The 16,082-nt window shown below is 32.3% G+C and carries 17 protein-coding genes; 9 read left to right on the forward strand and 8 right to left on the reverse strand.

Annotated elements, in window-relative coordinates; translation table 11 throughout:
• Window positions 1–9: 9 nt before the first annotated feature.
• The 5 genes from F555_RS0108395 to nifH all read right to left on the reverse strand — a co-directional run bounded on the left by F555_RS0108395 (window position 10) and on the right by nifH (window position 4,678).
• Window positions 10–1,416, reverse strand: a complete 1,407-nt coding sequence (locus F555_RS0108395) for a nitrogenase component 1 (protein ID WP_018154781.1) — start codon at window positions 1,414–1,416, stop codon at window positions 10–12.
• Complete coding sequence (locus tag F555_RS0108400) at window positions 1,409–2,845, reverse strand: nitrogenase component I subunit alpha (RefSeq protein WP_018154782.1); 1,437 nt, start codon at window positions 2,843–2,845, stop codon at window positions 1,409–1,411. The genes F555_RS0108395 and F555_RS0108400 overlap by 8 nt, the downstream gene beginning before the upstream one ends.
• Before the next feature lie 189 nt (window positions 2,846–3,034).
• Entirely contained in the window at window positions 3,035–3,421 is a 387-nt protein-coding gene (locus F555_RS0108405) for a P-II family nitrogen regulator (RefSeq protein ID WP_018154783.1), read from the reverse strand.
• A gap of 14 nt (window positions 3,422–3,435) precedes the next feature.
• Complete coding sequence (locus tag F555_RS0108410; protein WP_018154784.1) at window positions 3,436–3,753, reverse strand: P-II family nitrogen regulator; 318 nt, start codon at window positions 3,751–3,753, stop codon at window positions 3,436–3,438.
• 70 nt (window positions 3,754–3,823) lie between these two features.
• Window positions 3,824–4,678, reverse strand: a complete 855-nt coding sequence (nifH, locus tag F555_RS0108415; protein ID WP_018154785.1) for a nitrogenase iron protein — start codon at window positions 4,676–4,678, stop codon at window positions 3,824–3,826.
• Between the two features lie 283 nt (window positions 4,679–4,961).
• On the opposite strand from nifH, the gene F555_RS0108420 reads away from it, so the two are divergent.
• From F555_RS0108420 to F555_RS0108435, 4 genes are all read left to right on the forward strand, one after another.
• Complete coding sequence (locus F555_RS0108420) at window positions 4,962–5,948, forward strand: DUF4350 domain-containing protein (RefSeq protein ID WP_018154786.1); 987 nt, start codon at window positions 4,962–4,964, stop codon at window positions 5,946–5,948.
• A gap of 72 nt (window positions 5,949–6,020) precedes the next feature.
• Entirely contained in the window at window positions 6,021–6,944 is a 924-nt protein-coding gene (locus F555_RS0108425; RefSeq protein WP_018154787.1) for an AAA family ATPase, read from the forward strand.
• Between the two features lie 100 nt (window positions 6,945–7,044).
• Window positions 7,045–8,463, forward strand: a complete 1,419-nt coding sequence (locus tag F555_RS0108430; protein ID WP_018154788.1) for a DUF58 domain-containing protein — start codon at window positions 7,045–7,047, stop codon at window positions 8,461–8,463.
• Window positions 8,456–9,097 (forward strand): hypothetical protein, encoded by a 642-nt coding sequence (locus tag F555_RS0108435; RefSeq protein ID WP_018154789.1) that lies wholly within the window; start codon window positions 8,456–8,458, stop codon window positions 9,095–9,097. The genes F555_RS0108430 and F555_RS0108435 overlap by 8 nt, the downstream gene beginning before the upstream one ends.
• A gap of 1 nt (window position 9,098) precedes the next feature.
• Here F555_RS0108435 and F555_RS0108440 read toward each other — a convergent pair whose 3' ends face one another.
• From F555_RS0108440 to F555_RS0108450, 3 genes are all read right to left on the reverse strand, one after another.
• Window positions 9,099–9,338: a hypothetical protein gene (locus tag F555_RS0108440; RefSeq protein WP_018154790.1), complete on the reverse strand. Its 240-nt coding sequence runs from the start codon at window positions 9,336–9,338 to the stop codon at window positions 9,099–9,101.
• A 207-nt stretch (window positions 9,339–9,545) separates the two neighbouring features.
• Window positions 9,546–10,310, reverse strand: a complete 765-nt coding sequence (locus tag F555_RS0108445) for a hypothetical protein (RefSeq protein ID WP_018154791.1) — start codon at window positions 10,308–10,310, stop codon at window positions 9,546–9,548.
• A 141-nt stretch (window positions 10,311–10,451) separates the two neighbouring features.
• On the reverse strand, window positions 10,452–10,985 hold the full coding sequence (locus tag F555_RS0108450; RefSeq protein WP_018154792.1) for a DUF1616 domain-containing protein: 534 nt from the start codon (window positions 10,983–10,985) through the stop codon (window positions 10,452–10,454).
• Window positions 10,986–11,112: 127 nt separating this feature from the next.
• Between F555_RS0108450 and rfbC the strand changes: the two genes are divergently transcribed.
• The 5 genes from rfbC (at window position 11,113) to F555_RS0108475 (ending at window position 16,081) form a co-directional block, all read left to right on the forward strand.
• Window positions 11,113–11,670: a dTDP-4-dehydrorhamnose 3,5-epimerase gene (rfbC, locus tag F555_RS0108455; RefSeq protein WP_018154793.1), complete on the forward strand. Its 558-nt coding sequence runs from the start codon at window positions 11,113–11,115 to the stop codon at window positions 11,668–11,670.
• A 29-nt stretch (window positions 11,671–11,699) separates the two neighbouring features.
• Window positions 11,700–12,572, forward strand: a complete 873-nt coding sequence (rfbA, locus tag F555_RS0108460) for a glucose-1-phosphate thymidylyltransferase RfbA (protein WP_018154794.1) — start codon at window positions 11,700–11,702, stop codon at window positions 12,570–12,572.
• A gap of 41 nt (window positions 12,573–12,613) precedes the next feature.
• Window positions 12,614–13,567: a dTDP-glucose 4,6-dehydratase gene (gene rfbB / locus F555_RS0108465; RefSeq protein ID WP_018154795.1), complete on the forward strand. Its 954-nt coding sequence runs from the start codon at window positions 12,614–12,616 to the stop codon at window positions 13,565–13,567.
• A 250-nt stretch (window positions 13,568–13,817) separates the two neighbouring features.
• Window positions 13,818–14,798 (forward strand): NAD-dependent epimerase/dehydratase family protein, encoded by a 981-nt coding sequence (locus F555_RS0108470; RefSeq protein ID WP_018154796.1) that lies wholly within the window; start codon window positions 13,818–13,820, stop codon window positions 14,796–14,798.
• A 20-nt stretch (window positions 14,799–14,818) separates the two neighbouring features.
• Complete coding sequence (locus F555_RS0108475) at window positions 14,819–16,081, forward strand: nucleotide sugar dehydrogenase (RefSeq protein ID WP_018154797.1); 1,263 nt, start codon at window positions 14,819–14,821, stop codon at window positions 16,079–16,081.
• Window position 16,082 lies beyond the last annotated feature (1 nt).

Genomic DNA, 16,082 nt, shown 5'->3' on the forward strand with positions numbered 1-16,082 from the left:
TTTTACTAATTACTGTTGTTTTTGATCCCATGGGACTTTCGTATCAAGTATTGTGTTTACTATATCATCAAAGAATCTTAAAGTTCCCATATATCCTACCATAGGCCATCTAAAGTGCCCAACTCTATCGTATATTGGGAATCCCATTCTAACAAGTCCAATATCCATATCTTTGGCTATTGGTACTCCACCTCTTGGGTGTCCTATGAGTAAATCTACTTCCTTCTCTTTAACTGACTTCTCAAAGTCCCAAAGGTCTGAGAACTGCACTTCAATGCCAACATTGTGTTCTTTGGCAATAGCTTCCATTTCTTTTTGGTATGTTCTTGAAGGTGTCTGTGTATTTACAACAACCGGTTTCATCCCAATTTCACAGCAGAATCTTGCTACTGCAACTACGAAGTCCGGGTCACCGAATATACCTACTTTTTTATCCATTGTATAATGTATGGTATCAGCAATTGCATCTATAAGTTTACCTCTTTCATCAAGGAGCTTATCTGGAATACTTTTCCCTGTGACCTTTGCAACATTTATTACGAAGTCATCGGTGTTCTTCAAGCCTATTGGCAATCCATAATATGCATCAACTTTGTATCTTCTTCTGAGTATTTCTGCACCAGCTCCTCCAGCAGTTCTACATAGGGCAAAGGTAGCTTTTGCATTTGCAGAATCTACGAATTCGTCCAATTCAGTTCCAAGTCTTGGGAAGTGTGGTATTTCACCAAGCGGTTCTCTAAGTGGTTGGTAGAGAGTTTCACTTATATCGAATAATACTGAGTAATCTTCACGATCCTTTAATCCAAACATTTCAAGCATTCTCTTTATCTCAAGTATATCTCCAGGGTTAACACCAAATCCTGGAATAATGTTTATTTTATGGGGTTCTTTCTCATCATCTTTTTTTGCAAGGTAGTTGATGAAAGCCTTTGCTGCATTGTCATATCCTGTGACGTGGCTCCCCTGGTATGATGGACAGTGGATTGGAATGATTGGTAGTTCTGCCTTTTCCTCACCTAATTTTTTGGCAATATTCTTTTTAGCCGCCCTTATGAATGATTCTATATCATCCCCAATGGTTTCAGAGGAGCACGTTGTAATTACTGATATTGAATATGGATCATACCTTGCTACCAAGTTAGTCAAACCATCAACAAGGTTGCTCATACCACCATATACTGCAGCATGTTCGTGGAAAGATGCTGTAGCTATAGATACAGGTTCCCTAAAGTGTCTGTTGAATGCATACCTAACATAGGTGGTACACCCCTGGGAACCTTGAACAAATGGAATTGTACCTTTTACACCAACTGTTGCCCACATTGCTCCTATCGGTTGGCATATTTTGTTTGGATTAATTGTTCCTTTTCTCTGTTTTTTTACGTAACAGATTTCGCCTGCGTTGACTTCACTCATTTAAATCCCCTTTAAAGTTTTTGAATTTATCCTCACCTTCTTTTAACACATTCCATACTGGGTGGCATACCGCTTTGTAAACGTCTCTTGCAAAGTTCACAAATCCTCTGTAACCTGCATATGGACCTTCTTCGTAAGAGTGGGAATTAATTGTTGGAACTCCATATTTTCTGAATAAGTATCTTTCTTTTAATCCTACGAGCATAAAGTCTGGATCAAGTGTTTTTACTGCTTCCTCAAGTTCTGGTTCATTTGGTGCATCTATAACTAATATGTCTTTTATTCCAGCTTCTTTGAAGTTCTTGTTCATCTTTTCATAATCATCTGTGTGGGAGAATGTACAGCATGCAGCAACGTATTCGACCCCAAGATCTTTCATAGCTTTTATCCAGTGCCAGGTTCTTGGTCCCCCGACATATACCATACAGGTTTTTCCTTCCAATTTTGACTTATAGTAGTCAAGTTTAGGTTGTATGGCTTCCATTTCTTCTTTTATAACCTGGTCAACTCTTTCTTTTGGTAAATCCAGAGCTTTAGCAACATCGTAAAGTGATTCAGCTATATCTGACAGCCCAAAGAATGTAGCTCTTGTATATGGTATATCAAATCCATCATTTATCATCTGGGCAATATACTCAGCTGATCTTTGACAGTGTACTATGTTTAATTTAACATCCATTAACTGGAAGAGCTCATCCAATGATGCATTTCCAGTGAATGTTGTCACATATCTGCATCCAATTTTTTCAAGTAATGGCTTGATAACTGCAACATCCCAATCCATGTTGTAGTCCCCGATCAGAGCTACATCGTAAGGGGTTTTTTCCTCTTCAGGCATACATTTTTCTGGGAATTCCTTTCTTTTTAATTTCAACCATTTGTAGAATGTCATGTTGAAAACGTGGTGACCCTTAGACTGAGATACACCACAGAAACCAGGGCTGTTAATAGCAATAGCAGGTTTTTTTGTAGCTTTTTCAATATTTCTTGCTATTGCATCTACGTTATCCCCGATTAATGCCGTAGGACATGTTGTATATATGAATGTACCGCTAGCTTCTGGGAATTCCTCCATGACTTCAAGACATGCTTTTTCCAGTGTTTTTTCACCGCCGTATACGATATCTGATTCCTGCATATCAGTACAGAAGCAGTATCTTCTGTGGAATTCGTTATCAGATAATGCCCTTCTTGTTCCCCAGGTGTAGTAGGCACATCCTATCGGTCCGTGAACCATGTGAATAGCATCTTTTATAGGCCCTCCAACCACACCTCTTGATCCAGCAAACGCACAGCCTCTTTCAGTCATGTCTCCTGGAACTGTGTTGGTATTACATGCTGGAAGAATATTTTCTTCAGGATCGTAAACATACGTGTGTTTCATTCTTTCTGGAATAAATTTATCACAATCTAATAATATGTATGGCATATATTCTCACCTTTTCTGAGCGTTAGCGAAGCATAAGATATATGGGAACCTTCGATTTCCAATATGTTAAAATGGGCTGAAAATTGGGAAATCGAGTAATTCTTGGAGGGATAACCTCCGCTTCGCTCCCGTAAATAACTTTTTTGATTTCCCACTGTTTCTTTGATTCACTGATCGTTTTATACTAATTTAGTTTCCTATGGCTATTTCTCCAGTTTCTCCGGTCCTTACTCTAATGGCCTCTTCCACTGGTAAAACAAATATACGTCCATCTCCAAAACTTCCTGTTCTGTTTACTTTTGAGATTATTCCAACAACCAAAGGAACATCAGCATCGTCCACCACTATGGATATCAGCCTCTTTGGAATGTATTTGATAAATCTTCCTTCCTTTTCTCCTTCTTCTATGATCTTTTGGATATCAACAATCTCAGGTAGATTTGCTGAAAAATATCCTTTTTGTTTTCCCCTTCCAAAGCACTCGGCCATTGTTACTGCTGGAAAACCAACTACATCAAGTGCTTTTACAGTTTTTGAAACTGTATTGGGCCTTATTATTGCTATAACCTCCTTCATAACTTCACCAACTATTAAATTCCTGTTTCTCCGGTTCTAATTGTATATGCCTCAGTAATAGGTTGGATGAAGATTTTACCATCTCCAAAGTTTCCAGTACTGGCTGAAGATTTTATCAATCCCACAACTTCATCTACTTCGTCGTCATTTACAGCAATTAATAATATGGTTTTTGGCAATTCATCGTAGAATATTTCACCAACCTTCAATCCTCCTTGCTTACCTCTTCCCACACTGTTTATTTTTGTAAATGCTGGATAACCAGCGTTTTCTAAGGAATCTACAATATCATCAACTTTATCTGGCCTAACAATTGCCTTTATCATCTTCATTATGTCACCATATCAGTTATTAAAAATTAATAGCGGAGTCATTAATTAATTTAATTTTCATTTTTACAAATTATAAGTCAATTAATCCGTATTTTACAACTAATTCTTCCAATTCATCCATAGTCATTGGAGTTGGTTTCACAAGTTCGTCATTTTCATCAATGTTTTTTGCCAGAGTTCTGTATTCTTTTGCTTGATTACATTCTGGATCGAACTCAATAACGGTCATTTTGTTGAATTCAGCTTTCTGTACAATGTTGTCCCTTGGAACGTAGTGGATTAATTTGGTTCCAAGTTTATCGCAGAATTCATCCATTAACTCTTTTTCACCATCGACATTTCTTGCGTTACAGATTATACCTCCAAGTCTAACTCCAGACTGTTCAGCGTACTTTAAGATACCTTTTGCAATGTTGTTTGCGGCATATAATGCCATCATCTCCCCTGATGTAACAATGTAGATTTCCTGTGCAAGACCGTCTCTAAGCGGCATAGCGAAACCACCGCATACAACGTCCCCAAGGACATCGAAGAACAAGTTGTCTAAATCATCAGGGTATCCTTCGAGCTCTCTCATCATATCAACTGCAGTAATAACCCCTCTACCTGCACATCCTACACCAGGTTCTGGACCACCACTTTCTACACATAATATGTCTTTAAATCCTATTTTTCTTACTTTTTCAAGAGTAACCGCCTCTTCCCCCTCTTCCCTAAGTACATCCATAACGGTATCCTGTGGTTTTCCGTGGAGAATCATTCTTGTTGAATCTGCTTTTGGGTCACATCCGTGAATCATAACTTTTTTATCGAAAAAGTATGCAAGTGCTGCTGCGGTATTTTGGGTTGTGGTTGATTTCCCAATACCTCCTTTTCCATAAATTGCTACTTTTTTAGCATCTGGTGCAATTTCATCAAAACTCATTACAAACACCCCTGGTTTTAATTATTTAGTTCGGAAATATATTTCCCATATTATGCTAATTACACGGAAATATATTTCCTGTCAACAAGCAGACATATGTATTTATAATATATAAACTTTTTTATTTTAAAAATTTAAATTAATAAATTAAACTAACTTCCATAAAAAAATTAAGTTTAACTATATCAAACCATAAATAGTGCAAATACCAGAAGTGTAACAATAAAAAACTATTTTATAAACTTCATTTAAAAATTTTAGAAGTAAACTTTAGGGTGCGTATATGAAAATAGAACACTATATAATTTTAATGGTGATATTGGTTGGTTTTGTTACTATGCCGTTATTAATTCCTACCATTAAAACTACCCAAACTTACAGTATATTTAACACCCAAGAAAATGGGTGTTCTAACTTTTTAAAATTAATGCACAATAGCAATACTATAAAACCGTTAATATATCCATATTCTAATTTAAGGGATAATTCAATTTTGTTTATAATAGGCCCAGATGTGGAGTTCTCTGAGGATGAAGGGCACCTTTTAAGAAATTACGTATATGCCGGAAATATTCTTGTTGTCGCAGATGACTTTAACAAGGGAAACTCCCTTTTGAAATCGATGAATGTATCAAATAGATTCTTGAAAAAACCACTTTACGATTTAGCCGGACCTATTGCAATAGGGAATAGTAATATATTTGATAGTTATGTAGTGTTAAATAACCCAACATCAATAGATGGGGATGGGAAGACCATACTCTCTTCAAGTTCCTCAAGTAACGTAAATAAGTACCCAATTCCATTAAGTGAGAGATCTTATCCTATAATAATAGAGAAAAAATACGGGAATGGAAAAATAATTTTAATTTCAGATCCTGATCTATTTACAAATACTTTATTTACATACAATAATGAGTTTTTAAAATCGTACTTTAACTACACAAATAAGATAATATATATCGATGAGTTTCATCATTCTGATGTAAATCCTCAAAATATAGTAACAATAACTGTGAAAAATAACATCCTTCCAACTTCTATTATGTATCTATCGATATTCATATTGTTAATTAGTACCATAACAGAAAATATTGGCAATATCTTTAATAAAATCCTATCTAGTTCGATCCTTCGTAAGGTCATATCTAAAATACAGGAGAAGAGCTCAAGTATGAAATCTAACAAAAAAAGTGAAATTTTTAAAATGGCAGAAAAATATAATATGAGCAAGGATATAGTTTATAAGATATTAGATAAAATAAAGTAAAATAGAATAGTGTATTATAAATTGAATTAACTAAATAGTTAAAAAAAACAACAAGATTTTTAAAGTGAAATTATGAATGTGTTCCAAAATATTAGAAACGAACTAAAAAAAAATATCGTAGGAATGGATGGGGTTATTCGCGATCTATTCATGTGTTTGATATCAAATGAGCATATATTAATTGAAGGGCTCCCAGGTTTGGCAAAAACCACAATGGCAAAATCATTTGCAAAATGTATAAATTTAAAGTTTTCTAGAATACAGGGGACACCTGACTTAATTCCTTCAGATCTTACCGGAGGGGATATTTATAAGTTACAATCTGGAACATTCGAATTTATGGAAGGTCCATTATTTGCTAACCTTGTTTTAGTGGATGAAATAAACAGAATGTCTCCAAAAACCCAATCTGCATTGTTAGAAAGTATGGAAGAGAACAGTATCACGGTCGGTAAAAAAACATACAATTTACCAAAACCTTTTATCGTTATTGCCACTCAAAACCCTGTAGAGTTTGAAGGTACCTATTCACTGCCAGTTGCTCAATTGGATAGGTTTATGATGAAATTATCCTTGGATTATTTGGATGAAGAGGATGAATTGAATGTACTAAAATTAAAAACCATGGAAATCGAAGAAGAAGTTAAACCGATTGTAAACAAAGAAATATTGAATAGTATTTGTGATGAAGTGAAAAAAATTCATGTTTCTTTACCAATATTGACCTACATAAGGGACATAGTTGTTGCAACAAGAAAAGATGATAGAATAACATTAGGGGCAAGTACAAGGGCAGGTGTTCATTTATTAAAAGTAGCAAGAGCTCATGCCTATTTGGATGGTAGAACATATGTAATTCCAGATGATGTAAAAAACAATGTTTTAAAAGTTCTTTCTCATAGGTTGGTAGTTGATTATGAGGAAGAGAGTTCAACAGAAGAAATATTAAAAGATATTGTAAACAATGTAGAAGTACCAAAAGGTGATTTTAGATAATTAATAGATAATTATGCTTAAACCGAGTATATGGTTGTGGAAGCACCATAATAACCAACAATATATACCATAAACAAGATAAGGGTATCAAGGGGATTTAATGGATAAAACATTGTACAATAAAATACTTTTGGTAACTGCATTAATTTTTTATGCCAATGGATATATTTTAAGTAATCTATACCCCACCCTACTGGGAGCATTTATATTTATATACTCCTATTTTACAGAAAAAATGTTTCATAAAAACCTCATGATTTTTAAAGCCTCTCCTGTTAAATATTCCCTAATCGAGCAAAATCCTAACGACCCAACCCTTTTTAAAAGTGTTGGATCCCAAAAATCAAGACCTTTCTCAGGGGATTTGGTTTCAAATAATATAAAATTAAAAGAACATCATCCTTCAATTATTCTTTTTAAACTATATTCAAAAAATATAATCCCATACATGTTATTTAAATCGAATAATGGAACAATCAAGGTGATAAATGAAAAACTTGACGAAAACATGGAATATATGGAGTATTTTGTTGAAGTAACACCCCACAGGAAAGGAGAGTTAAATATCCTGTTGGAAGGAAATATATTTGATAAAATGGAATTAAACTCCCACTATTATTCTAAATCATTTGTATTTCAAGTGATGCCATCAGTTGAAGGATTAAAACATAGTATTGAAAAAGAGGCAATGTTAAATTCAACAATTAAATTTATTACAGAGCCTGAAATTGACGAATTAAAGAAATACGAATTTGGAGAGGATGTTAAGAGAATAGACTGGAAAAAATCCATATGTATCAACGAGTTAATTGTAAGAAAGATGACTTACAGAGGGGATAGTCCTATTTACTATATTTTAGACGCAGGATATAGTATGAGAAAAAGTGTTGATGAAAATAAAAATAAAATCAACTATGTAACTGATATTTTGATGAGTTTTTTAAAGAGCTCGGATAGCGAAAACGATCAACATCTTTTTATACACGACGATTACAGGATATTGAAGTCAATATATTTGGAAAAAAACAAGCTAAAAAATATAATGGAAAAGGAATTATTGAATCTCAAACCTATTTTATTGGATAAGTATTATCCTTCGCCTATAACACTATACAAGGACAATAAAAACAAGGATTTTATACTCCATTCATATTTATCTAAAAGTAAAAAAGGATGTTTTGGAATTTTTGAATGTGCAAAACGACTTATCAAGATGAACGCCGGGACTGTAATGATATTCACAGATTTGGATACAAATATATCTCCCTTTTTAAAAAGTGTAAATATGTTAACTAGAAAGGGATTTAAGATAATAGTGTATGCTGTTTACTCCCCATCTCTAAACATTAAAGAACATGAGATAGACGAAGAAATTTTAAAACTACTTTATGATCACTACCTAAGTAGGAAAAAAGTCATTAAAAACTTAAGAAATAAAGGCATTACTGTTGTTGATTTAACATGTAATGACAAAATAGATAACATTCTTAAAAAACTAAGAAGGAGAAAACATGTATAGGATTCTCTTGCTTTTTCAGGGCATTATATTTTTAAATTTTTTAAATAGCGAATATGTTTTATTGGGCCTACTAATTTCTTTTCTAATTTCCTATTTTAAAAAAGTCTATGGATTATTGGCATATATAATATGTTTAATTTATGCTTCAAACAATATAGTTATTGGAAATTTGTTTTCTTATGATTTTCTTTATATTATAATCTATCTAATAGTTCCTTCAATTCTGGGTTTAGATCTTATTTTAAAAAGGGATACATCATTTGAAACAAAATATTTGGTATTTTTAGCTCCTTTAATTTTTGCATACCTTCTTATGTATTTGGGGATAGAATCCATTGAATCGACAACCTTGGTGTATGTTTTATTTTTAATGTACGCAATTTACTTAAATCACCTGAACGAAGTGAAGGTGAGCTATGAAAATCAAGGATTTTCATTCAATTTTGGTAGGGAAGTCAATAGAACTTTATTGTTAACGGTATTTTCTATGGTATCCATTCCAATATTAATTCTTTACATTTTATACGTTCAATATCCCAATGTATTAAGTGATGCAAGATCTCAGTGTTCTATCCTTATAGGTTTCTCTGGAATAATGTTATTGATATATAACTTGAAAAAAGTTAACGATTGAGTTAACCAAGAATTTCCATTACTTTTTTAAATACAATTATTATGAATATTATGATTCCCAAGTACACTATTACTTCGAGTTTTTCCTGTGTTCTTTTAGAGAAGTAAGGCCTAAATAGTTCATAACCAATAAGAAAAGCGATTAGTAACAAAGTAACATATAGATCAATTGCACGTACAAAAATGGATATAAAAGTTATAAAAGGAATCAATAGGATTAAAAATATCAACTTATACTTCATTCAATCACCTGAGCAAAGCGAAGGTGACTTAAAACCTTCGGTTTTAAATTCTCTCGTTTCTCAGCAAATCACCAACTTCGTTGGAGCTACAAAAATTATGAAATAATTTTTGTTCAATTCCAAAGAAATTTGCTTCGACTCGACGAAACCGAAGGTTTCGTGAGTCAGCAAATCGAAGATTTGCTTCGATCTCAAGAAGCTACAAACTTAAAGAGTTTGTTCAATCACTGATAACTTAATAATTACATTATTATTCTCCTGTTTTATTTCATTTATCTTTAACACTTTATTCAAATTTCTCGCCAGACCTAAAATTACAAAACCACATACGGGACATGGAATCTTTTCGCATAATTTTTCTTTTTTAAGCTTCTTACATGCTTCATTCTCTTTTATTTTATATGATATTGTTATATCCCTATCTTTATATTTTATATTAACATCATCCCCCATATCAAATAAACTTAAGGCGTAGGATAGATGTTCATCAAATATTTCTTTTGACACTTCATCGATACTTTCCCCCTGTTTATCCAACATGTTGATAAATCCCTTTCCAAGTGGAGAAAACACGATGCCCATTTCTTTCTTATTATCTGAATTTACAAATAGAATATTATCATCTATTACTGCAAAATTTATTTTAAAATCTTCATTTAATGGAAGAAATATGGCCCCATTTTTTATATTATGTCGAGGAGGAATGACAATACCTTTTGTACTTATTTCCAAATTTTTTATTAGTTTACTTATTAAATCAATATAATCGTTGAAGATGGTTGAACTTATATCGTATTTTAAATATTTTTCATGTGAAAATATTAAAATAACCGTTCCGATCAATATTGAACCTATCCCAAGATTAATAAAATAAAATATATCGTTTAAATATCCATTTATTAAAAACCCTAAGCCCAACATTACACTTAGGAAACCTACTATTTTTTTTATTAAATAACTATCAATAGCCATATGAAAGCCCCCTAGAAACCTTTAAGAAAAGTATCTCAAAACCTAGTCCCCACTTTTATCTTGAAAGCTTTGAAAAGCTTTGGTAGTTAAATGAAATTACTTCGTAATTTCATAGCTCTTCGTTCGCTTCGCTCACTCCGATTAAATTAAACTTTTATTTTCGTCTTTTGATACATTCGTCCAAAGATGTAACTCCCTATATACTTTTTTCAAACCTAATTCAGAAGATTCGTCCAGTAGGATAAACTCTATTTTATGAACCCCCGTCTTGTTTATTGAGAAGTTCAAAGGTATCAACACTGTTTCATTATGGTGGATTAAATGAACTTTCTTTGAAAGGGCATAGTTGTAAGATAAAAATCCATTCCAATTATTCACCTGATCCAAATATACTGTGTCATTGTAATCGTATGTTTTATTAGATAAAAATACCAAAACAGTGTAGTTCATAGGTCGGTATTCAAGGTTTCTTATCCCTATAATTATTGTGGCATTTTCGTTATATTTTAAATTGGTTGGATAATCGTATGCCTTTAGGTTTTCATTCAATATATAAAACTCTGTAAACCTTTCCCCCACTTTTGGAGCGTGAATAAGATATACGGTTGTAAGAATGGACGCAATAAGTAGAATTGACAATATAATTGTTAAAAATTTCTCTATTTTTTTGTCCATTTATTCACCATTTTTTTATTACGTGTTTATTAAAATGCAAAAAGTTATATTTATAGTTAATAAGTAGTTTATTGTATATTAAAGCTTGATGAAAAGGAATTGATAATACTAAACATTGGTGAAAAAAATGCCTTTTATTTTTAAAAGATTAGAAATCCCTGAGGTTGTATTGATAGAACCAAAGGTTTTTGAGGACGATAGAGGGTTTTTTATGGAAACCTACAAATATAGTGAGTTCTCTAAAATTGGAATAGATAAAATGTTTGTTCAAGATAATTGCTCCAAATCTAAAAAAGGAGTCTTAAGAGGACTGCATTATCAAAAAAATCCAAATGCTCAAGGAAAATTGGTTACATGTCTAAAGGGAGAAATATTTGATGTAGCCGTAGATATAAGGAAAGGTTCTCCAACCTATGGGAAATATGTAGGAGTTATTCTATCGGAAGAAAACAAAAAAATGCTATATATTCCAGAAGGATTTGCCCATGGATTTTGTGTTTTAAGTGATGAGGCAGAAGTAACCTATAAATGTACTGCAGAATATTCCCCAAATGACGATGCAGGAATTATCTGGAATGATGAATATATAAACATCAATTGGCCTATAAAGGACCCTATACTTTCAGAAAAGGATAAAAATCATCCTACATTAAAAGAAGCCGATAACAATTTTGAATATAAATAATAAAAAAACTCCAAATAGTTGGTGAAACAGTGAAGGGAATAATTTTAGCAGGAGGTTCTGGAACAAGACTTTATCCTATAACTTATGCTGGGAATAAGCACCTAATGCCAATATATAATAAACCGATGATATATTATTCACTATCCATATTGATGCTTTCCAAAATAAGGGATATACTAATTATAAGTACTCCAGAGGAGCTACCAAAATATAAAAAATTATTGGGAAACGGGGAACATTTGGGAATAAGGTTGCACTATAAAGAACAGTTAGAACCAAAAGGATTGGCAGAGGCATTTATAATCGGAGAGGAGTTTATTGGCGATGATGATGTGTGCCTAATACTTGGGGACAATATCGTATATGGGAGTGGATTAACTGGATTTTTATTAAACGCAAGACAGGAACTTTCAAAAGAAAAAGGAGGGATTGTTTTTGGTCAGTATGTTAAAGATCCAGAAAGATACGGTGTTGTTGAATTTGATAGTAATGGAAATGTAAAAGGAATCATAGAAAAACCAAAAAATCCACCTTCAAATTATGCAGTAATTGGATTGTACTTCTATGATAATGAAGTTGTTGATATAGCCAAACAAATAAAGCCTTCTTGGAGAGGGGAGCTGGAAATAACCGATGTAAATAATGAATATTTAAAGAAGGGAAAGTTAAAAGTAAAGCTTTTACCAAGGGGAACGGCATGGTTTGATGCAGGAACCCACGATAGCTTTTTAGAGGCAAGTAATTTTATCTATTCAATAGAGAAAAGAATGGGATTAATGATCGGATGTTTGGAAGAAGTTGCATATCGTAATGGGTGGATATCCGAGGAACAACTTTTAAAACTTGCTAAACCACTATTAAAGACAGATTATGGAAAATATTTGGAAAGATTAGTTAAATAATAAAATTATAAATAAATAACATAATTGAAAAAGGTGGAACAGTGAGAATACTGATTACAGGCGGGGCCGGATTCATCGGTTGTAATTTTGTTAGAATGATGGTTAACAAATACCCCCATGATGAGATAATTGTTTTTGATAACTTAACCTATTCCGGTAGAATTGAGAATTTAAAGGATATTAAAGATAAAATAACTTTTATCAAAGGAGATATTGCAAATCCAAAAGACTTAGAAAATATAGGAAAGGTCGATATACTCTACAATTTTGCGGCAGAAACTCATGTTGATAACTCAATAAAAGACCCAGAACCTTTTATTAAATCAAATATCCTTGGAGTTTATAATTTATTGGAATACGTTAGAAAGTATGATATAGATAAATTCGTTAGTATAAGTACCGATGAAGTTTATGGGAGTATTGTTGAAGGCTCGTTTAAGGAAGATGATCCATTGGATCCTTCATCACCTTATTCGGCAAGTAAGGCTTCTGGAGATTTGCTCTGTAAGAGTTATTATAAAACATACGGAGCTCCGGTTATTGTCACCCGTTCAAGTAACAACTATGGGCCATACCATTTTCCAGAGAAACTTATTCCAAAGATGATTCTTTTAGCAATGCACGATAAACCATTGCCAATATACAACGATGGTACAAATATTAGGGATTGGACCTATGTACTGGATAATTGCGAAGCTATAGATTTAGTTTCGAAAAAAGGAAAAATTGGGGAAGTTTACAACATAGCGGCAAATGATGAATGGAAAAACATTGATGTTGTAAAACTTATCTTAAAGTACCTGAATAAGCCAGAGAGCTTAATTAATTTTGTTGAGGACAGACCAGGGCATGATTTTAGATATTCAATAAACACTGAAAAAATTAGGGAGCTCGGTTGGAAACCAAGTATGGACTTTGAGGAAGGATTAAAAGCTACCGTTGAATGGTATATCAACAATAGATGGTGGTGGGAACCCTTGGTTAAAGGTTTTTGAATATAGTGGTGTGCATGACTTATCGAACTATATAATTACAGATATTTATCATGAATATTTCTTTATTCGTTAAATTAAATAAAGTAATTTTTACCCCAATTTAATTTTAAATAGTATGAAATAAGTTTAGTTAAAATTGCACACCACTATAACTTAGGTGAAAGTTGAAGTTGAAAATATTTATAAATGAAAATCAGAATTATCAACAATAGCCATGATGATCGGTTGAGGGATAAAAAAGGTTGAAAAAATGAAATACAATAATATTTTAGTGACTGGAAGTGCGGGTTTTATAGGCTTTCACCTGTGTAAAAGGATATTGGATAATTATGAAGATATAAATATAATTGGAATAGACAATCTAAACGATTACTACAACCCACTACTAAAAGAAAAGAGAAATGAAATTCTAAAAAAATATGATAATTACAATTTTATAAAGTTAGATTTTTCAGAATACGATAAATTAGTTGAAAATTTAAAAGACAAAAATATTGATTTAATAGTTCATTTGGGAGCTCAGGCTGGAGTGAGGTACTCCTTGGAGAATCCTTGGGCTTATGAAAAATCAAACCTATTGGGGACATTGAATATTTTTGAACTTGCAAGAAGATTTGATATAGAAAAGGTTGTTTATGCATCTTCTTCATCGGTCTATGGAGGGAATAAAAAGGTCCCTTTTAGCGAGGACGATAAGGTAGATAATCCTGTTTCATTATATGCTGCAACAAAAAAATCTAATGAGCTCATGGCACATACTTATCATCATTTGTATGGTACTAAAATGGTTGGATTGAGATTTTTTACAGTGTATGGTGAATGGGGAAGGCCAGATATGGCGTTCTGGAAATTTACAAAAAATATCCTGCTGGAAAAACCAATAGACGTTTATAACTATGGAAAAATGATGAGGGACTTTACTTATGTATCGGATATAGTTAACGGTATTTTATCATCCATTGAAAAGGATTTTGATTATGAAGTGTTTAATTTAGGAAATGATAATCCAACAGAGCTAGAATATGCCATAGGCTTGATTGAAAAATATACTGGAAAAAAAGCGATAAAAAATTATATGCCAATTCAACCTGGAGATGTTGAAAAAACATGGGCAGATTTAACAAAATCAAGAGAGTTATTAAAGTACAATCCAGAAGTTAAAATTGAAGAAGGATTAAAAAGATTTTGTAATTGGATAAAAAATAATTGGGATTGGGTTAAAAATATCTGATATAAAATTGGTGAAAAACGATGAAAAATCCAAAAATATGTGTTATTGGACTTGGATATGTAGGATTACCATTAGCAGTTCGTTTTGCAGAACATTTTAAAGTTATTGGATTTGATATAAGTGAAAAAAGAATTAATGAACTAAATAACGGAATTGACAGAACTGGCGAAATTAAAAAAGAGGATTTTGAAAAAATTAATGACAATATCATATTTACAAATGATGAAAAAAGAATTAAAGAAGGAAATGTTATCATCATAACCGTCCCAACACCGACAACAAAAGATAAAAAACCAGATTTAAGATTTTTGGAGAGTGCATCAAAAATTGTTGGTAGAAATTTGAAAAAGGGAGCAATTGTAGTTTATGAATCAACGACATATCCCGGATGCACAGAGGAATTTTGCCTCCCAATACTAGAAAAAGAAAGTGGTATGAAATTGGGTGAATTTTACATAGGATACAGTCCAGAGAGAATAAATCCTGGAGACCTAAGCCATACAATTGATAAAATCACAAAAATTGTTGCAGGATGCGATAAAGAAACAACAGATGTGCTATTAGAAACATATGGAAAAATAACAAATGTTTATCCTGCTTCATCAATAAGAGTTGCGGAATCTGCAAAGGTTATTGAAAATATCCAAAGGGACATAAATATTGCATTATTTAATGAACTAGCAATGCTTTTTGATAAACTCAATATTGATAGTAAAGAGGTATTTGATGCGGCATCTACAAAATGGAATTTTTTAAGATTTTACCCTGGATTTGTAGGTGGACATTGTATTCCCGAAGACCCTTATTATTTGGCAACGAAGTCCATTGAAGCAGGATACATTCCTGAGTTGATTTTAGCAGGACGAAGGATAAATGAAAATGTTCCTTTGTTTGTGGCAAATAAAGTCGTAAAACTATTAATTAAAAATAACAAATTAATTAAAGATACAAAAATCTGCATATTTGGTGGAACATATAAGGAAAATGTCCCAGATTTAAGGGAAAGTAAGGTTGAAGAATTAATCAATGAATTAAAAGACTTTGGTATTGAAAATATTGTTTTAATTGAACCATTAATAGATAAGGATGAAATTTTTGGAGTTAAAAACATTAAAAAACCAAAAGGAAAATATGATGTAGTCATTTATGCTGTGGACCATAATGAATTTTCCAAATATGATGTTTTAAATTGTTTAAATGAAAATGGCATTTTAATAGATATTAAAAGAAAATTTGATAAAAAAGGTGTTGAAAGCAGAGGAATTATATATTGGGGGCTTTGAA

Source organism: Methanothermococcus thermolithotrophicus DSM 2095 (assembly GCF_000376965.1).
In the GTDB taxonomy this organism is placed as follows: domain Archaea; phylum AGJL01; class Methanococci; order Methanococcales; family Methanococcaceae; genus Methanothermococcus; species Methanothermococcus thermolithotrophicus.